Annotated in this window: 19 protein-coding genes; 15 read left to right on the forward strand and 4 right to left on the reverse strand. The window is 77.5% G+C overall.

Features of this window, described 5'->3' with window-relative positions; translation table 11 throughout:
- Positions 1 to 24: 24 nt before the first annotated feature.
- Positions 25 to 1101: a DUF3048 domain-containing protein gene (locus tag ACTJIY_RS07700; RefSeq protein WP_440674734.1), complete on the forward strand. Its 1077-nt coding sequence runs from the start codon at positions 25 to 27 to the stop codon at positions 1099 to 1101.
- Between the two features lie 137 nt (positions 1102 to 1238).
- Entirely contained in the window at positions 1239 to 1493 is a 255-nt protein-coding gene (locus ACTJIY_RS07705) for a hypothetical protein (protein WP_353707751.1), read from the forward strand.
- Between the two features lie 8 nt (positions 1494 to 1501).
- Here the strand turns inward: ACTJIY_RS07705 and ACTJIY_RS07710 are convergent, their stop codons facing one another.
- Complete coding sequence (locus ACTJIY_RS07710; protein ID WP_440674735.1) at positions 1502 to 2521, reverse strand: 1,4-dihydroxy-2-naphthoyl-CoA synthase; 1020 nt, start codon at positions 2519 to 2521, stop codon at positions 1502 to 1504.
- Between the two features lie 5 nt (positions 2522 to 2526).
- Entirely contained in the window at positions 2527 to 3552 is a 1026-nt protein-coding gene (locus tag ACTJIY_RS07715) for an EamA family transporter (protein WP_440674736.1), read from the reverse strand.
- A 67-nt stretch (positions 3553 to 3619) separates the two neighbouring features.
- Between ACTJIY_RS07715 and pdxR the strand changes: the two genes are divergently transcribed.
- The 7 genes from pdxR to ACTJIY_RS07750 all read left to right on the forward strand — a co-directional run bounded on the left by pdxR (position 3620) and on the right by ACTJIY_RS07750 (position 11683).
- Entirely contained in the window at positions 3620 to 5080 is a 1461-nt protein-coding gene (gene pdxR, locus ACTJIY_RS07720; protein WP_440674737.1) for a MocR-like pyridoxine biosynthesis transcription factor PdxR, read from the forward strand.
- A 75-nt stretch (positions 5081 to 5155) separates the two neighbouring features.
- Positions 5156 to 5479 carry a DMT family transporter gene (locus tag ACTJIY_RS07725; RefSeq protein WP_253055063.1) on the forward strand — a complete coding sequence of 108 codons (324 nt, stop codon included), beginning with the start codon at positions 5156 to 5158 and terminating at the stop codon, positions 5477 to 5479.
- Positions 5480 to 5484: 5 nt separating this feature from the next.
- Positions 5485 to 6090, forward strand: a complete 606-nt coding sequence (locus ACTJIY_RS07730; protein ID WP_440674738.1) for a TetR/AcrR family transcriptional regulator — start codon at positions 5485 to 5487, stop codon at positions 6088 to 6090.
- Positions 6091 to 6148: 58 nt separating this feature from the next.
- Positions 6149 to 6865: a DUF1345 domain-containing protein gene (locus tag ACTJIY_RS07735; protein WP_439159039.1), complete on the forward strand. Its 717-nt coding sequence runs from the start codon at positions 6149 to 6151 to the stop codon at positions 6863 to 6865.
- Positions 6866 to 6922: 57 nt separating this feature from the next.
- Positions 6923 to 7924 (forward strand): o-succinylbenzoate synthase, encoded by a 1002-nt coding sequence (locus ACTJIY_RS07740; RefSeq protein ID WP_440674739.1) that lies wholly within the window; start codon positions 6923 to 6925, stop codon positions 7922 to 7924.
- Positions 7921 to 9867: a 2-succinyl-5-enolpyruvyl-6-hydroxy-3-cyclohexene-1-carboxylic-acid synthase gene (gene menD / locus ACTJIY_RS07745; RefSeq protein ID WP_440674740.1), complete on the forward strand. Its 1947-nt coding sequence runs from the start codon at positions 7921 to 7923 to the stop codon at positions 9865 to 9867. Before ACTJIY_RS07740 ends, menD begins: the two co-directional genes overlap by 4 nt.
- A gap of 97 nt (positions 9868 to 9964) precedes the next feature.
- Positions 9965 to 11683, forward strand: coding sequence for a S1C family serine protease (locus tag ACTJIY_RS07750; protein WP_440674741.1), 1719 nt, complete (start codon positions 9965 to 9967; stop codon positions 11681 to 11683).
- 213 nt (positions 11684 to 11896) lie between these two features.
- Here the strand turns inward: ACTJIY_RS07750 and ACTJIY_RS07755 are convergent, their stop codons facing one another.
- The gene (locus tag ACTJIY_RS07755; protein WP_439159036.1) at positions 11897 to 12430 is read right to left on the reverse strand and encodes a GNAT family N-acetyltransferase; all 534 of its coding nucleotides are present in this window, start codon (positions 12428 to 12430) and stop codon (positions 11897 to 11899) included.
- A gap of 143 nt (positions 12431 to 12573) precedes the next feature.
- Positions 12574 to 13953, reverse strand: coding sequence for an isochorismate synthase (locus tag ACTJIY_RS07760; protein ID WP_253055069.1), 1380 nt, complete (start codon positions 13951 to 13953; stop codon positions 12574 to 12576).
- Between the two features lie 67 nt (positions 13954 to 14020).
- Here ACTJIY_RS07760 and ACTJIY_RS07765 point away from each other — a divergent pair, with 67 nt between their 5' ends.
- The 6 genes from ACTJIY_RS07765 (at position 14021) to ACTJIY_RS07790 (ending at position 17754) form a co-directional block, all read left to right on the forward strand.
- Positions 14021 to 14716, forward strand: a complete 696-nt coding sequence (locus ACTJIY_RS07765) for a demethylmenaquinone methyltransferase (RefSeq protein ID WP_253055070.1) — start codon at positions 14021 to 14023, stop codon at positions 14714 to 14716.
- A 143-nt stretch (positions 14717 to 14859) separates the two neighbouring features.
- The gene (locus tag ACTJIY_RS07770; protein WP_253055071.1) at positions 14860 to 15402 is read left to right on the forward strand and encodes an alternate-type signal peptide domain-containing protein; all 543 of its coding nucleotides are present in this window, start codon (positions 14860 to 14862) and stop codon (positions 15400 to 15402) included.
- A gap of 10 nt (positions 15403 to 15412) precedes the next feature.
- A complete protein-coding gene (locus tag ACTJIY_RS07775) occupies positions 15413 to 15979 on the forward strand; it encodes a hypothetical protein (protein WP_253055072.1) in 567 nt (188 codons plus the stop codon).
- Positions 15976 to 16452: a hypothetical protein gene (locus ACTJIY_RS07780; protein ID WP_440674742.1), complete on the forward strand. Its 477-nt coding sequence runs from the start codon at positions 15976 to 15978 to the stop codon at positions 16450 to 16452. The genes ACTJIY_RS07775 and ACTJIY_RS07780 overlap by 4 nt, the downstream gene beginning before the upstream one ends.
- Entirely contained in the window at positions 16445 to 17032 is a 588-nt protein-coding gene (locus ACTJIY_RS07785) for a signal peptidase I (protein WP_440674744.1), read from the forward strand. Before ACTJIY_RS07780 ends, ACTJIY_RS07785 begins: the two co-directional genes overlap by 8 nt.
- On the forward strand, positions 17029 to 17754 hold the full coding sequence (locus tag ACTJIY_RS07790; RefSeq protein ID WP_440674745.1) for a hypothetical protein: 726 nt from the start codon (positions 17029 to 17031) through the stop codon (positions 17752 to 17754). The genes ACTJIY_RS07785 and ACTJIY_RS07790 overlap by 4 nt, the downstream gene beginning before the upstream one ends.
- Positions 17755 to 17964: the final 210 nt, after the last annotated feature.

Here is a 17964-nt window from a genome sequence, read left to right on the forward strand (position 1 = left end):
CCTGGGCCGACGGGAAGGTCGAGGATGACGAGGACGGGACGAGGGGCCGGCACGCTCCGGGCGGGGCTGGTCGCCGCGCTCGCCGCGGCGACGGTCCTGCTCGCGGGGTGCGGCGGCGAGCCCGCCGCGCCGGTGACGGAGACGGTCGACGCCGACGTGTCCGCGGACAAGGGCACGCCGCCGGAGCCGGACGTGCCGCTCGTGTGGCCGCTCACCGGGGTCGCGGCCGAGGAGGTTGCCGACCGGCCGGCGCTCGCGGTGAAGATCGAGAACGCGCCCCAGGCGCGTCCGCAGACGGGCCTCGAGCAGGCCGACGTCGTGTGGGAGGAGGTCGTCGAGGGCGGCATCACGCGCTTCGTCGCCGTCTACCACTCGCAGGTCCCCGAGCGCGTGGGACCCGTCCGGTCGGTCCGGCCCATGGACCCCGCGATCGTCGGGCCGCTGCACGGGATCCTCGCGTACACCGGTGGGCAGCAGCCGTTCATCGACGCCGTCGGTGCGGCGGGCACCCAGTCGGTCGTCATGGACGAGGGCGACGACGGGTTCACCACGACGCGCGCGCGCCGGGCGCCGCACAACGTGTACGGCAGCCCGGAGGAGTTCTGGGCCCAGGCCGACGGCGACCGCACGTCGCCCCCGCCCGCCCAGCTCGTCTTCGCCCGGGAGCCGGGGTCCGGCACGGCCACCGCGGCAGGCGCGTCCGCGGCGCGCCTCGACGTCCGGCTCACGCACGCGAGCCGCGCCGTGTGGGAGTGGAGCGCCGACGAGGGCCGGTACGTGCGCAGCGAGGGCGACACCCCGGCCGTGTCGTCGGACGAGGTGCGGCTCGCGGCCACGAACGTCGTGCTGCTCGCCGCGCCGATGGAGAACACCTCGTTCAAGGATCCCGCGGGGGTGCCCGTCCCGGAGACGAGGCTCGTCGGGACCGGCGAGGGGGTCGTCGCGAGCGGCGGCAAGCAGGTGGCGGTGTCCTGGTCCAAGGAGGCGGTCGACGCCCCGCTCGTGCTCACGGGGGCGGACGGCGCGCCCGTCGAGCTCGAGCCCGGGGCCTCGTGGATCGAGCTCGTGCCGGTCGGGTCGGGGAGCTGGGAGATCTCCTGACGGCCCGCTCGCCCGGCGGCGGGCTCCGGGTCCTCCCCACGGCGTACGACCGCTCCGCCCCGAGGGGGACCGGTGGACGTCCAGGTCGAGCCGCGGGGCCGACGCGCCGACGGGGTCCCGGGCGGCACCGTGGAGTCATGGCAACCGTCGTCCCGCACCCCGTCCACCCGTCCCAGCCCGGCACCCCCGGCGAGGGCGCCCCGCGCCCGACCGAGGGCCAGCTCCCGCCGTCCTACGCGCCGCGCACGCCGCGCGACGACGAGCCCGGCGTCGCCCGCTCGGCCGCGCCCGTCGCGATCTCGGTCGGGCTCCTGTTCGGCCTCGCCGTCGCCGCGGCGTTCGTCGGCCGCGGTCTCATCGAGATGCTGACGAGCTTCGTCGGCGGCTCCTGACCCGCGGGTCAGAACGCGTAGCCGAACCGGCCCCAGTCCGGGTCGCGTCGCTCGAGGAACGCGTCGCGACCCTCCACGGCCTCGTCCGTGAGGTAGGCCAGCCGCGTAGCCTCGCCCGCGAAGACCTGCTGGCCCATGAGCCCGTCGTCCGCGAGGTTGAACGCGAACTTGAGCATCCGGATCGCCTGCGGCGACTTCGTCGCGATCACGCGCGCGTACTCGATCGCGAGCGCCTCCAGGTCGGCGTGGTCCGCGACCTCGTTCACCGCGCCCCACTCGTACGCGTCCTGCGCCGAGTACTCCCGCGCGAGGAAGAAGATCTCCCGCGCCCGCTTCTGCCCCACCTGCCGCGCCAGGTACGCCGAGCCGTAGCCCCCGTCGAACGACCCGACGTTCGCGTCGGTCTGCTTGAACCGCGCGTGCTCGCGGCTCGCGATCGACAGGTCGGCGACGACGTGCAGCGAGTGCCCGCCTCCTGCGGCCCACCCGTTGACGACCGCGACCACGACCTTGGGCATCGTCCGGATCAGCCGCTGCACCTCGAGGATGTGCAGGCGCCCCGCACGCCCCGGGTCGACGGCGTCGCGCGTGTGCACCTCGCCGCCGCCGTCGGGCGCGGTCGTGTACTGGTAGCCGGAGCGCCCGCGGATCCGCTGGTCGCCCCCGGAGCAGAACGCCCACCCGCCGTCCTTGGGGGACGGGCCGTTGCCCGTGAGGAGCACCGTCCCGACGTCGGACGTCATGCGCGCGTGGTCGAGCACGCGGTACAGCTCGTCCACGGTGTGGGGGCGGAACGCGTTGCGCACCTCGGGCCGGTCGAACGCGACGCGCACGACGGGCAGGTCGCGCACGACGGCGCCGTCGGAGTCGCGCTCCACGCCCCGGTGGTAGGTGACGTCGGTCAGTCCCTCGAACCCGGCGACGTCGCGCCACGCGCCCGGGTCGAACGTCTCCGACACCTGGCGGGGGAGCGCGTGCGGGCGGGGGCCGTCGGCGGGGGCTGCGGGGGTGGGGTCGGTGCTGGTCACGACCGTCACGGTAGCCGCTGCGGGGCGAGGCTCGCGCTCGGTGCGGGGGCCGGCTCCTCGGCGCGGCGTGCGGGCGCCGGCGCGTCGGGACGCCGCGACGTCGCCGCGAGGCCGAGGACGAGCCCGGCCCCGACGACGAGGGTCCCGACGACGGAGCGGGCGTCGGGCGACTCGAACCCGAGGGCGACCGAGGCCCCGAGCGCCGTGACGGGCAGGAGACCCGCGAACAGCCCGGCCCGCGCGGGGCCGATCGCGGCGAGCCCGGAGTACCAGAGGAGGAACGCCACGGCCGTGACGACGACGGCGAGGTACGCGAGCGCGGCGAGCTCGGCCGCGTCGGGCACGACGAGGAACGCCTGCCCCGTGACCTGCTGCCGGACGAGGCCGAGCAGCGCGAGCTGCGGGACGGCGAGGACGCACGCGTACGCGGAGACGCGCAGCGCACCGAGCGTCGGCAGGAGCGGCACGGCGAGCAGCGAGAAGCACACCTCGCACGCGAGCGCGCCGAGCGCGAGCGCGACGCCGACGGGGTCGCCGGAGCCGCCGCCCTCGACGACCACGACGCCGGCCGTCACCACGACCGCCGCCGCGAGGGTCCGGACCGCGACGCGGCGCGCCCGCAGCGCGGCGGCCGCGGCGAGCACGACCGGCGAGGCGCCGACGACGGCCCCGACGAGGGACGGGTCCGCGCGGCCCGCGCTCTCGACGACGAGGACGCTGAACCCCACGAGCCCGGTCGCGGCGAGCGCGAGGATGCGGAGCAGCGCGCGCGGCGACGGCAGGACCCACGGCACACGGCGCGCGGCGAGCACGGCGAGCAGGACGAGCGCCGCGACGGCGTAGCGCGCGGCCTGCCCGCCGAGCACCGGGAAGTCGGCGAGGGCGGCGGAGGCGACGAACGACGAGCCGACGATCACCATGCCGGCGGCGCACCGCAGGTCGCCGGACCGCGCCGGTCCGGGGCGGCCGGGCGCACGACCGACGACGTCGGACGGAGAGCCGTGGCGAGAGGGACGTGCGAGGAGGGACATGCGTCGACCGTAGGGACGCCCCTGGACCAGGGTGCAGGTCCAGATCCTGCCTGGTTCACTGGGCCAGATGGTGACCCGGATCGAGCCCGACGCGCTGCTGCTCGCCCTCGGCCCGCCCCCCGGGCGCGACGTCGGCCGGTGGCTGCAGGCCGGTCTGCGCGCGGCCGTGGTGGACGGGCGCCTCGAGGCGGGCGCGGTGCTCCCGTCGAGCCGCGACGCGGCGGCGGTGCTCGGCCTCTCGCGCGGCACCGTGACCACCGCCGTCGACGTGCTCGTCGGCGAAGGGCTGCTCGTGTCCCGGCCCCGGTCGGGGGTGGTCGTCGCGGCGCTGCCCGCGCCGCCGTCGGGCCGTCCGGGGACGGCGGCGGGCCCGGCCGGTGCGGTGCCCGGCGCGGACCCCGGACCCCGGCGGGCGTCAGGGGCGGCGCGGCCGGCGAGCGTCGGGACGCCCGACCCTGCGCTCTTCCCCCGCGCCGCGTGGGCGCGCGCCGTGCGCGACGGGATGCGGGGACTGGCCGACGCCGACCTGGGCTACCCGGACCCGCAGGGGCTGCCGGCGCTGCGCGAGGCGCTCGCGGTCCACCTGCGCCGAGCGCGCGGCGCCCACGTCGCGGCGGAGGACGTGGTCGTGGTGAGCGGGGTCGCGCAGGCGCTCTCCCTCCTCGCCCGGCTGCTCGTCGCGGGGCGGGTCGCGGGCGCGCGACCGGCGGGGCCCGTGCGCGTGGCGGTCGAGGACCCGTCGTCGCGCGGGGCGCTCGAGCTGCTGCGCGACGCCGGCCTGAACACCGTCGGCGTGCCGGTGGACACGGAGGGTCTGCGCGCGGACCTGCTGCCCGACGACGCGCGCGCCGTCCTCGTGACGCCCGCCCACCAGTTCCCGCGCGGGGTCGTGCTCGGCCCCGCGCGACGGCGCGCCCTCGTCGCCTGGGCCGCGGCGGGCGACCGCCTCGTGCTCGAGGACGACTACGACGCCGAGCTGCGCTACGACCGGGAGCCGGTCGCCTCGGTGCGGGCCCTGGACCCGGAGCGCGTCGTGCTGCTCGGCTCCGTGTCCAAGCTCCTCTCGCCCGCGCTGCGGCTCGGCTGGGTCGTGGCGCCGCCGCGCGTCGTCGGGCCCCTGGTGGAGGCGAAGCGGCACGCGGACCTCGGGACGTCCGTGCCCGAGCAGGCGGCGCTCGCGGCGCTGCTCGGCTCGGGCGCCTACCAGCGCCACCTGCGCCGGGCCCGGCTCGTGTACCAGCGGCGGCGGCGCCTGCTGCTCGACGCGCTCGCGCACGCCCTGCCCGGGGTCGAGGTGGGCGGGGTCGCCGCCGGGCTCCATCTCGTCGTCCCGCTCCCCGGGCCGGCCGCCGAGCGCGCCGCGGTCGCGGGGCTGCACGCGGCGGGGGTGCCCGCCGAGCCGCTGAGCGGGACGGGGGTGGACCGCCACGAGGCGGGGGTGGTGGTCGGGACCGCGCGCGTGCGCGACGGCGACGTCGAGCGCGTCGCGCGCGTGCTCCGGGCGGCGGTCTTGACGGGTCCTGAGTAACTGGTACGTTAGTACCAGTTCTGCGCGCGACGGCGGGCCCTGCCACCCGGTGCGCCGACCCGAGGGAGTCTCCCCATGGCATGGATCGTCCTCATCCTCTCCGGCATGCTCGAGGCCGGCTGGGCTCTCAGCCTCAAGGCGTCGCACGGCTTCACCCGGCTGTGGCCGAGCGTCGCGTTCGTCGTCATGCTCGTCCTGAGCATGGTCGGCCTGAGCATCGCCCTGAAGTCCCTGCCCGTCGGCGTGGCCTACGGTGTCTGGGTGGGGATCGGTGCCTCGCTGACCGCTATCCTCGCCGTCGTCCTGTTCGACGAGCCCGTCACGATCCTCAAGGTGATCTCCCTCGTGCTGATCGTCGCGGGGGTCGTGGGGCTCAACCTCTCCGGGGGAGGGCACTGACACCGATGCCGACCGAGACCGTCGACCCGCGACCCGCACCGCGTCGACAGGCGCGCGGGGTCGCGCGCCGCGACGCGATCGTCCGCGCCGCCGCGGACCTCATCCTCCAGGAGGGCCCCGCCGCGGTGACCCACCGCGCCGTCGCGTCCCGGGCCGACGTCCCGCTCGCCGCCACGACGTACTACTTCACCGGGCTCGACGACCTCATCGGGGCGGCCGGCGAGGTCGTCGTCTCCGGGTGGGCGGACCACGCGCGAGGAGCCGCCGAGCGGGCCGCGCGGGGCGGGGACCAGGCGCGCGAGGACGCGCACGTGCTCGTCGACGCGGTCCTGCCGCCCGGCGGGGAGAGCGAGCTGCGCGGCTTCTACGAGCACCTCGTGGGCGCGGGCCGCTACCCCGCGCTCGCGCGTGCCTACGGCGAGGGCCGGCAGGGGCTCGACGACGCCGTCGCCCAGCTCCTCGCGGTGCGCGGGCTCGCGAGCGTGCCGCCCGCGCTGCTCATCGCCGTGGTGGACGGCGCCGCGGTGAGCGCGCTGAGCGAGGGGCACGACGTGCGCGACCTCGCCCTGCAGCGCGTCCGCGAGCTCGTGGCCCGGTCGCGCGCGAGCTGACGACCGGCCGACGACGGGTCGGGCACCGCGCCGGACGGTCGCGATAGCCTCGCGGGCCATGAGCCGTCGACCCGCGTCCACCCGACCCGCCCTGCGCGACCGCCTGGTCCCGGAGAGCGTCCGCTCGCTCACGTCGACCGGCGTCGCGCTCGTGCTGGGACCCCTCGCGGTCGTCCTCGCGGTCCGTCCGCTCGGGCTCGACGACGGCACCGCGCCCGTCGCGGCCGGCCTCCTCGTGTGGGTGGTGCTGTCGGGGCTGTACTGCGTGCTCACGTGCGTGGCGTTCGCCGGGCGTCGCGGGCCCGCGCTCGAGCAGGCGCTCGTCGCGGCGCACCCCGACGGCCGGGGCCGGGTGGGCACGTGGCTCCTCGGCGGGGGCTCGGCGGCGTGGTCGGTCCAGTTCGCGCTCATGGCCCTGCTCGTCGGGTTCGTGCTCGCCCAAGGGGTCGCGTGGGCCGCCGTCCCCGCGATCACGGTGCTCGGCGTCGCGGTGATCGTCGTGTCGTGGGTGACGGTCCTCGTCTCCTACTCCGTGCACTACGCCCGGCGCGACGTCGCGGCGGGCGACGGCGGGTTCGCGTTCCCGGGGCAGGGACCGCGGGCCTTCGCCGACTACGTGTACCTCGCGGCGGGCGTGAGCACCACGTTCTCCACCGCCGACGTCACCGTGCTCGACACGGGGACGCGCCGGATGGTCACGACGCACGCCGTCGTGGCGTTCGCGTTCAACGCGGTGATCGTCGCGCTCGTGGTCGCGGTGCTCGTGAACGCCTGAGCGGCGAGCCGACGCCCGGCGACGTGGGGGAGCGTGCGGTGGCCTAGCCTGGAGGGCGTGCCCGACCGCCTCGAGACCGTCGTCTACCGGACCCCTCTGACCACGCGGTTCCGCGGGCTCGACGCCCGCGACGGCGTGCTGCTGCGCGGGGAGGCGGGGTGGGGGGAGTTCTCGCCGTTCTGGGACTACGACGACGCCGAGTCGTCCGCCTGGCTGCGGGCCGCCCGCGAGGCGGCCGACCAGGGCTGGCCCGCCGCCGTCCGCGACCGCGTGCCCGTCAACGTCACGGTCCCCGCCGTCGGGCCGGACCGTGCGCGCGAGCTCGTCGCCGCGTCCGGCGGGTGCCGCACCGCGAAGGTCAAGGTCGCCCAGCGCGGACCCGACGGGACGCTCGAGCTCGTGGCCGCGGAGGTCGCGCGCCTCGAGGCCGTGCGCGACGCGCTCGGCCCGGGCGGGCGGGTCCGGGTCGACGCCAACGGTGCGTGGGACGCCGAGGAGGCCCTGCGGCGCCTGCCGCTCCTCGACCGGGCCGCCGGCGGGCTCGAGTACGTCGAGCAGCCGTGCGCGGACGTCGCCGGGCTGGCGGCCGTCCGGCGCGGGCAGCCGGGCGACAGGGCCGTGCCCGTGGCCGCGGACGAGTCGGTCCGCCGCGCCGAGGACCCGCTCGCCGTGGTCCGCGCCGACGCGGCGGACGTCGTCGTCCTCAAGGTCCAGCCCCTCGGCGGCGTGCGCGCGTGCCTCGACCTCGCCGACCAGGTCGGGATCCCCGTCGTCGTGTCGTCCGCGCTCGAGTCGTCCGTGGGCATCGCCGCGGGCGTCGCGCTCGCCGCCGCGCTCCCCGAGCTCCCGTACGCGTGCGGCCTCGCGACGGTGAACCTCTTCGCGGCCGACGTCGTGGACCACCCGCTCGTCCCCGTCGACGGCGCCCTGCCCGTCGTCCGCCCCGAGCCCGCCGCCGCGGCGCTCGCGGCCACCGCGCCCGACGACGAGACGGACCGCCGCTGGCGCGAGCGGCTCGACCGCGTCGCCGGCCCGCTGCTCGCGGGGGGTGCCCGGTGACCGCGCCCGTGGGCACGCCCGGCCCGGGCGCCGGCGCCCCGCCCGGCGGCGCGCACCTCGACGCTCTGCTCGACGGCCTGGACGCCCAGCCGCCGGCGGTGCGCAGCGCGTTCGTGCTCGTGCACCGGCTGCTGCACGAGGGCGTCGCCGACGTCGTCCTCGCGCCCGGGTCGCGCAGCGCGCCGCTCGCCTACGCCCTCGCGGCGGCGTCCGGCCTCGGGCGCCTCACGCTGCACGTGCGCGTCGACGAGCGCGCGGCCGGCTTCCTCGCGCTCGGCCTGTCGCGCGGCGCCGGGCCGGTCGCTCGCGGGGGCGTCCCGCTGCCCCGGCCCGTCGCGGTCGTCACCACGTCCGGGACGGCCGTCGCGAACCTCCACCCCGCGGTGCTCGAGGCGCACCACACGGGCGTCCCGCTCGTGCTCCTCACCGCCGACCGGCCGCACGAGCTGCGCGGCACGGGCGCCAACCAGACGACGCACCAGGCCGGGATCTTCGGACCGGCCGTGCGGTTCGCCGCGGACGTCCCCGCGCCCGACGGACGCCCGGGCGAGGTGCGCGACCTCCTCGCCGTCGCGACGCGTGCGCTCGCCGAGGCGGTCGGCGCCCGCTCGGGGCACCCCGGCCCGGTGCACCTCGACCTCGCCTACCGCGAGCCCCTCGTCCCCGACGCGGCGCCCGGCTCCGACGCGCCCGCCACGGACCCGCGCGGCGTCCGCGCGGCCGTCGTGCTGCCGGCCGCGGCGCCGCCCGAGCCGGCGGAGCCGCAGCCGGGCGGTGACGCCGCTCTCCCCGGCGTCGCTCCCGTCGCCGTGCCGGTCCCCGGCGGGCGGACCGTCGTCGTCGCGGGCGACGGCGCGGGCCGGGCCGCGCGCGTCCTCGCCGAGGCGCGCGGCTGGCCGCTGCTCGCGGAGCCGTCGTCGGGGGCGGCGGGCGGCCCGAACCTGGTCGCCGCGCACGCGCTCGTGCTCGGGGTCGACGAGCTCGTGGACGGCGTGGAGCACGTCGTCGTGCTCGGCCGGCCGACGCTCTCGCGGCCCGTGCAGCGCCTGCTCGGGCGGCCCGACGTCGAGGTGAGCGTCGTCGCACCGGGCGCCGGCCCGTGGCCCGACGCCGCGCGCAACGCGTCGACGGTCCTGACGGCGGTGCCCGAGCGGTGGCTCGACCCGCGCCCGGACGCCCCGGACCCGTCCGGGCCCGTGCCCGGACCGGCGTCGGACCACGCGACCGACACGGGCTGGCTCGCGCGCTGGCGCGCGGCGTCGGCGGCGGCCGTCGAGGTCGTCGCCGCGGCGACCGACGGGTCGCTGACCGACGGCCCGAGCGTGGCGCGCGCCGTGGTCGGCGCGTGCGGGCCGGACGACCTGCTCGTGGTCGGGTCGTCCAACCCGGTGCGGGACCTCGCCCTCGTGCTCGGCCTCGACGCGGACGCCCCGCGCGTCCTGGCGAACCGCGGCCTCGCCGGGATCGACGGCACCGTGTCGACCGCGCTCGGCGCGGCGGTCGCCACCGCCCGGCCGCACCGCCGCACGCGCGCGCTGCTCGGCGACCTCACGTTCCTCCACGACGCGGGCGGGCTGCTGCGCGGTCCGCACGAGCCGCACGTCGACCTGCGGCTCGTCGTGGTGAACGACGACGGCGGCTCGATCTTCGCGGGCCTCGAGCCGGGCGCCCTGGGGGAGACGTCCGCGGTGGCGGGGCGCACGTTCGAGCGGGTGTTCGCGACGCCGCACGGCGCGAACCTCGCCCAGCTCTGCGCGGGGTACGGCGTGGACCACCAGCTCGTGCAGGACGTCCCCTCGCTGCGGCACGCGCTCGCGGCCCCGAGCCACGGCGTCCAGGTGCTGGAGGTGCACGTGTCGCGGGCGGACCGGCGAGAGGCCGGCCTGCGCCTGGGCGAGCGGGTGCGCGACGCCGTCCGCGCGGCGCTCGCGGCGGGCCGCTGACGACGGCGCCCAGAACTCGCAGCGAACTCCCAGGCTCGTTCAAGCCTCGTTCAAGCGCGGCGGTGTGAAGTAGTGGGCAGAACCGAGGAGGCCCACCATGACGAACACCCCGGGCACGGAGCCCACCCCCACCACGCCGGCCCCCGACGCGCCCGCGTCGACGCCGGCCGCCACGCCCGCCGCCACGACGCCCGCCGCCGCCGAGCGTGCCGCGTCGGTCGCTGCCGAGACGCACACCGGGGCGCCGACGCAGCCGCTCGCCCCGGTCGCCACGACGCAGCCGCTCCCGCCGACCGCGGCGCACCCGACCGCGCACCCGACGCAGCCGCTCGAGGCGCCGCAGCACGTGCAGCACCTCACCACGCCGCAGCCGGCCCCGACGGCGCACACCGCAGCGACGGCGATGCCCAACCCGTACGCGCGTCCCACGCAGCCCGGGCCGCACGCGCCGTCCGGCAGCTTCGGGCCGCCGCCCGCGCCGCCGGTCCCGACCGCGCAGGGCGCGGCGGACGCCCCGAGGCGTCGGCGCACCTGGGTGCCGGTCGTGAGCGCCGCCGCCGCGGCCGCGGTCCTCGCGAGCGTCGGCACCGCCGGCCTCACGGGCGCGTTCGGCGCCGACCAGGACTCCGCGTCGCTCGCCGACGTCGGCCAGCGCCAGGAGAGCACGGCCGCGCCCGTCTCCGACTCGTCCTCGCAGAACCCGAACTGGGAGTCCGTGACGAAGGCCGTCGCGCCGTCGGTCGTCGCGATCCAGGTGCAGACCTCGCAGGGCGGCGCCGAGGGGTCGGGCGTCATCATCGACGACAAGGGCCACGTGCTCACGAACAACCACGTCGTGTCCGGGGCGGAGAACGACACCGTCCAGGTGACGCTCAGCGACGGCCGGCTCTTCGAGGCGAAGATCGTCGGGCTCGACCCGGCGACGGACCTCGCCGTCGTGCAGCTCGTCGACGCGCCCGACGACCTGCAGCCCGCGACGCTCGGCGACTCCGACGACGTGAGCGTCGGCGAGTCGGTCCTCGCGGTGGGCAACCCGCTCGGCCTCGCGAACACCGCGACGACGGGCATCGTGTCGGCCGTCGACCGGCCGGTCTCCGCGTCGGGCGAGGACGGCGGCACGTCCGTCGTGACGAACGCCATCCAGATCGACGCCGCGATCAACCCCGGCAACTCCGGCGGCCCGCTGTTCGACGCGCAGGGTCGCGTCATCGGCATCACGTCGTCGATCGCCACGCTGTCGGGCGGCGGGACCCAGTCCGGCTCGATCGGCCTCGGGTTCGCCATCCCGGTGAACCTCGCGAAGTCGATCAGCGAGCAGCTCATCGAGAACGGCACCGCCGAGCACGCGTTCCTCGGCGTGACGCTCGCGGACGCGACCGCGACCGCGGACGGCGTCACGCGTCGCGGCGCCGAGGTCCAGGAGGTCACCGACGGGTCGCCCGCGGCCGACGCCGGCATCCGGTCCGGCGACGTGATCGTCGCGATCGACGACCACGCCGTCGGCGGCGCCGAGTCGCTCACCGCGTTCGTGCGCGAGCGCGCCGCGGGCGCGAAGTCCACGCTGACGGTGGTGCGCGACGGCAAGACGCTCGATCTCGACGTCACGCTCGCGACGCGTCCCGCGGACGACGAGACCACCGGCCAGGGGTCGCAGGGCGGCCAGGGGCAGCTTCCCGGCCAGGACGGTCAGGGGCAGCTCCCCGGCCAGGGCGACCAGGGTGGCGAGCAGGGCGGTGACCAGGGTCAGCAGACCGACCCGACGGACCCGGGCAACGTGCCCAACCCGTTCGACTGGTTCTTCGGCGGCCAGGGCTGACCCTGACGGGCACCCCGCGAGGGGCGCCCACGATCTGCGGGGGCGGGTCGTCGTGCCGGCACGCGCGACCCGTACCCCGCGCCACGTCCCGTCGCGACCTCTGACCGCGACGGGCGGGTGACCGGACCACGGACGTCCCCCCGCGGACCGGGCACCGCACCGAGCGGCCGGCACGGATCCCCGTGCCGGCCGCTCGTCGTCGGTCCGGACTGCTCAGTCGGTGGCGGCGCTCGGCGCCCACGGTGCGTCGCCGCCCGCCGCGGTCGGCGCCGCCGGTGCCTCCACGCGCTTGGTGAAGAAGCCGGCGGTCTCGGCGTAGCCGCCGGAGACGTAGAACTCCTTGGAGAGCCCGGTCGCGAGCCCGACGCGGCGTGCCCCGACCTCGGCGGCCCACTCCTCGGCGCTCTCGAGCAGGTGGCGGCCGATGCCCTGGCGGCGGTGCTGCGGGAGGACCGCGACCTCCTCGACCCGGCAGACGACGCCGCTGGACGCGAAGGTCAGGTGCCGGTTCGCGAGCAGGTACCCCACGACGCCCTGGTCGGGCAGCTCCGCGACCGCGAAGTACGTGTCGAGCGCGGCGAGCAGCGGGCCGAAGGACCGCTCGAACGCCTCCCGCTCGGGGTCGTGGCGAGGCAGCTCCAGGACGAGCGGCCACACGGCGTCGCGGTCGGCGACGACGGCCCGGCGGACGAGCACGCCGGACGGGGCGGTGGGACGAGGACGGGAAAACTGGGAGGAGTCGGACACCTCCCGAAACCTAGCAGCGCCGCGGGCGCCGGGCCCGGTCGTCCGGGTGGCGGTCGAAAGTCGGCGGGGGTGACGTTCCGCACGCAGGCACGCAGGCACGCAGGCACGACCGCCCGGACGAGGCGGACGGCGCGCCGCGGTCGTCAGGCCCCGCCGAGCGCGTAGCGCATCGGCTCGAGCTTCGCCTCGGACTCGGCGACCTCGGCCGCCGGGTCGGAGGCCGCGACGATCCCGCAGCCGGCGAACAGCCGCACCGACCGGGGGTCCGTCGCCGAGAGCTCGGCCGAGCGCAGCGCGATGCCCCACTCGCCGTCGCCGTCCGCGCCGAGCCACCCGACGGGCCCGGCGTACCGGCCGCGGTCCATGCCCTCGATCTCGCGGATGAGGTCGCGCGCGACGCTCGTCGGCGTGCCGCACACGGCCGCGGACGGGTGCAGCGCCGCGGCGAGCGCGAGACTCGTCGGCCCGGGACCGGTGCCGGCCGACAGCGAGCCCGGCGCGCTCGCCCCGCGCGCGAGGACCGCGGTCACGTCCGACGCGAGGTGCATGACGTTCGGCAGGTGCAGCACGAACGGCGCGTCGGGGACGTTCATCGACGAGCAGAACGGGGCGAGGGCCTGCGCGACCGACCGCACGGCGTACTCGTGCTCCTCCAGGTCCTTCGACGACCGGGCGAGCTGGGCCGCCCGCAGGAGCGCCTCGTCGTCGGACAGCCCGCCGCGGCGGATCGTCCCCGCGAGCACGCGCGAGGTGACGAGACCCTTCTCGCTGCGGACCAGGAGCTCGGGCGTCGCGCCCACGAGGCCGTCGACGGAGAACGTCCAGCACGCCTCGTACGACGTCGCGAGCCGTGCGAGCAGCCAGCGCGGGTCGACGGGCTCGGCCGTGTGCGCGACGACGTCCCGCGCCAGCACGACCTTCTCGAGCGCGCCCGACCGGATGCGCTCGACGCCCTCCGCGACGACGGCGGCCCAGTCGTCGGCCCGCAGCGCGCCGTCGTGCCACGCCACGGCGCCGGGCGCGGTGACGGGAGCGCGCGGCGTGCGGCGCAGCGCGTCCGTCGGGGAGGACGACAGGGAGCCCGCGGTGTCGACGGTCGTGAGCCACGCGTGGCCGTCGCGCCGGCCGACGACGACGCGCGGCACGACGAGCACGCCGCCCGCGCGGACCGGGTCGTGGGCGTCGTCGCCGGGGGCGGAGTCGTCGAACGCGAACGACCCGAACGCGACCGGACCCGTCCCGGGCAGCCCCACCTCGTCGCGCACGACGGCGCGCGCGAGCGTCTCGTGCCACGCGGCCTCGGCGTCGGCGAACCGGCCCGGTCCCCACGTCTCGAGCCGCAGCGCCTCGCCCCAGCCCACGATCCCGTCGCCACGACGCACCCAGGCGAGCGGTCGCGCGTCGGGCAGGAGGTCGACGAGGGCGTCCAGGCCGCCGGGCAGGTCGGGGATCCGGGTGGTCCGCACGACGATGCTCGGCCGGGGTCGGGGCTGTGCGGCCGTGGCCGACGGTTCTGCAGTCATCGCCTCCCAGCGTAAGCCGCGCGCGCGGGTGCGCCCTGCGGTGCGGGGACGTGGAAGCATGGGCCGCATGCCCCGCGCCAACCTGGACAAGAAGCCCTCCGAGGTCGCGTCGATGTTCGACGGGATCGCCTCGCGCTACGACCTGACGAACGACATCATGTCGTTCGGCCAGGACCGTGCCTGGCGCCGGGCGACGGTGCGCGCGGTCGGCGCGCTGCCGGGGGAGAAGGTCCTCGACCTCGCGGCGGGGACCGGGACGTCGTCCGAGCCGTTCGCCGACGACGGGGTGCGCGTCGTGCCCTGCGACTTCTCGCTCGGCATGCTCCAGGTGGGCAAGGAGCGGCGGCCCGACCTGCCGTTCGTCGCCGGTGACGCGACGCGCCTGCCGTTCGCGGACGGCACGTTCGACGCCGTGACGATCTCGTTCGGCCTGCGCAACGTCGTCGACACCGAGGCGGCGCTGCGCGAGATGCTGCGCGTCGTGCGGCCCGGCGGGCGGGTCGTGATCTGCGAGTTCTCGACCCCGACGTGGGCACCGTTCCGCGTCGTGTACCAGGAGTACCTGGTGCAGGCGCTGCCGCGCATCGCCGCCGCGGTGACGCGCGAGGGCGGCTCGTACGAGTACCTCGCGGAGTCCATCGCCGCCTGGCCCGACCAGGTCGGTCTCGGCCGGCTCCTGCTCCGTGCGGGCTGGGAGAAGGTCGCCTACCGCAACCTCTCCGGCGGGATCGTCGCGCTCCACCGGGGCACGCGCCCCGCCTGACGCCGTCGCCGGAGCGGTCCCGGCGACGCCGAATTCACCCGTCCCGAGCGGCGGCTCCCCATGCCGGTCCGCGCCGTCCGGCCTACCGTCGAGGGACGAGCGCGGCCGAAGGGGGCCCGCGCGCGGCATGACGGGGGCACGACATGGAACGTCTGACCAAGGGTGCGCTGGCGATCGGGGCGGGTGCGCTGCTCCTCCTCGGAGGGGCCGGGACCTACGCGCTGTGGTCCGACTCGCAGGCCGTCGCCGAGGCGGGGGACATCAGCTCCGGCGACCTCGACCTCGCGCTGGGGACGGCCGCCTGGACGCTCAACGGGACCGCGGTCGCGGACGTCACGGCCGTCCGCATCGTCCCGGGCGACGTGCTGGCGCTCAGCCAGCCGATCACGGTGACCGCGATCGGCGACTCGCTGCAGGCGACCCTCGCCGTGAGCGGCACGGACGGCCTCACGGGCGACCAGGCGCTCGTCGACGCGCTCGACGTGGCGTTCGTGCTCGACGGGCCGCCGGCGTGGGCCACCGCCAACGGTGACGGGACGTACGAGGTCGCGCCGTCGACGGCCGCCTACCCGGCGGTCGACGCCGACGTCACGCTGACGTTCGACGCGGCCACCGCCGACCAGGTCGCGACGAGCTCCGTGGTGAACCTCTCGAGCCTGACGTTCACGCTCGAGCAGCACCTCTGAGAGGACCGCGGTGGGGGTCGACCTGTCCCGCCGCCGCGCCCGGGTCGCACGTCGTCGCGCCCGACCCGGTCCGGGCGGCGCGGGCGGACGCGTCGCGCACGGGCGGCGCGGTGCCGTGCGCGCCCTGGTCGTGCTCGCGCTCGCCGCGCTGCCGCTCTCCGCGGGTGCGGCGTGGGCGACGTGGTCGGCGTCGCAGCCCGTGAGCGGTGCGGACGTGCGGTCGGGCTCGTTCGGCGTCGAGACGTCGTGGCAGACGTTCCCCGACCTCACGGCGATGCTGCCGGGCCAGTCCCGCGACGGAGTGGTCGCCGTCACCCACACGGGCGACGGCACGTGGCGCTACCGGCTCGCGGTGGCCTACGAGGGGACCGTGCGGCCCACCGTCGCGTTCTACCCCGGGGCGACGTGCACGGGGACGGCCCTGCCCGCCGGGGCACTCAGTCCGCAGACGTACGCGCGCGGCGCGACGACGCAGGTGTGCGTCCGCTACACGCTGCCCGCGGGGAGCCCGAGCGACTGGCAGGGCCAGAGCGCCCAGGTCGCGGTGACGGTCACGCTCGAGAGCAGGCCGTCGTGACGCGCGGCGCCCGGCTCCGGGTGGTCGCCGCGCTGGCCGTGGCGCTCGCGCTCGTCGGCGGCCCGGCCGTCGCGTGGTGGACGGCGAGCGGGTCGCTCTGGACGACGGCGTCGGCGGGGACGATCCCCGCCCCGACCGGGACGACGTGCATGACGACGGGCACCAACCTCGCGCGGAGCGCGACCGTGCGGTGGACCGCGCCGACGCCCGCTCCGGCCCGCTACCGCGTGACGATCGCGGGAGGCGGGCAGTCCACGACCACCGAGACCACGGCGACGCAGCTCGTCATCACCGAGTCGCTGCTCGGCGGGCTCCTCCAGTCGATCCTCGACCTGCTGCTGGGCGGCACGATCCTGCAGGTCAGCGTCCAGTCCGTCCACGCGTCGGGATGGGTCTCGGTCCCGAGCAACGCGGTCGCGGTCCGCGGCGCGCTCCTCGCGGGCACCGGGCTCTCGGGGGTCTCCTGTGGCTGAGCGGCCCCGCGGCGGGCGGCACCGCGAGCGCGGCACGACGCGGCGGCACGGGCCGCTCGCCCGGGCGCTCGGCGTGCTCGCGCTCGGGTGCGCCGTCGCGCTCGCGCTCGTGGGGGTCGTCGTGCCGCTCGTGCTGGGGGCGACGCCGTACACGGTGCTCACCGGGTCCATGCGGCCGACGTACGCGCCCGGGGCGATGGTCGTCGTCCGGCCGGTCGACGTCGCGCGCGTCGCGCCGGGGGACGTGGTCACGTACCAGCTCGTGTCGGGCCGGCCGGAGGTCGTCACCCACCGGGTCGTCGGCGTCGGGGTGGGGGCCGACGACGAGCGGGTGCTCACGACGCAGGGCGACGCCAACGCCGCACCCGACCCGGAGCCCGTCCGCCCCGTGCAGGTCCGCGGGTCGGTCGTCTACGCGGTCCCGCTGCTCGGGTGGGTGAGCTCCGCGGTGTCGGGGGACACGCGCCGCACCGTCGCCGTCCTGGCCGCCGCCGGGCTCCTCGGGTGGGGCGCCTGGCAGGTCGCGGCGGGACTGCGCGAGCGCGCGCGGCGCCGCCGGACCCCGGCGGTGGTCCCGTGAGCCGCGGCGCGGGCCGAGGCCCGCTCCGTGCGCTCGCCGGCGTGCTGCTCGCGGTCGTGCTCGCCGGGCCGGGCCAGGCGGCGGTAGGGGCGACGGCGGGCGCCTCGGTGGGGGCGACGTCGGGCACCTCGGTGGGCACCGGCGCGGTCGCGGCGTCGGGGGAGGAGGACGCGCTCCGGCTGAGCGCCGACGGCGCGACGTGGGCGACAGGCCTCCCGGCGTCCCTGTTCGGTCCGGACGCGCTCGTCGTGCCGGGAGCGATCGTCGCGCGCGACCTGTGGGTCCGCAACGACGGCCCGACGGCGGCGCGCGTCCTCGTGGACCTCGCGGCCGACGTCGACCCGGCCGTCGTGCGGACCGGGCTCGGCGCGTGGCTCGACGTGCGGCTGGACGGCGCGGCGCCGCTCGCCGCGACCTGGGAGGGGCCCGTCCTCGATCCCGGGGAGGTGGGCCGGGTGGAGGTGAGCGTCGCGATGTCGGCGGACGCGCCGTCGTCCACGCGCCGCTCGGTCGCCGGCGTGCTGGAGACGGTGCACCTCGTGGGCGTCCCGGGCACCGGCCCGGCGCCCGCCCCGGGGGAGCCGCCGTCGACCGGCCCCGGGCTGGCGCGCACCGGGGCCGACACGTGGTGGCTCGCGACCGCCGCGGCGCTCGCGGCCGGGGCCGGCCTGGCGCTCGCTCGGATCGGGCGGGCCCGGGCGGCGTCGTCCGACGGTCGTTGACCTGCGGCGACGCGCGCCCGCCGCCCGCCGTGCGTCCCGCGGCGGCGCGGGGAGGCTAGGCCATGTCCGCTCCGGCCCCCTTGCCCGCCGGTCCCGATCCACAGGGTCGGGAGTCGTCGCGCGGGAGGACCTTCGTCACAGGATCTCCCAGGGAAGGGTCGCCTTGCTACACATCCCGCGTCGGGAGTGACTAGAGTGGCGATGTCCATT

Source organism: Cellulosimicrobium sp. 22598, from assembly GCF_052044445.1.
GTDB classification, from domain to species: domain Bacteria; phylum Actinomycetota; class Actinomycetes; order Actinomycetales; family Cellulomonadaceae; genus Cellulosimicrobium; species Cellulosimicrobium cellulans_G.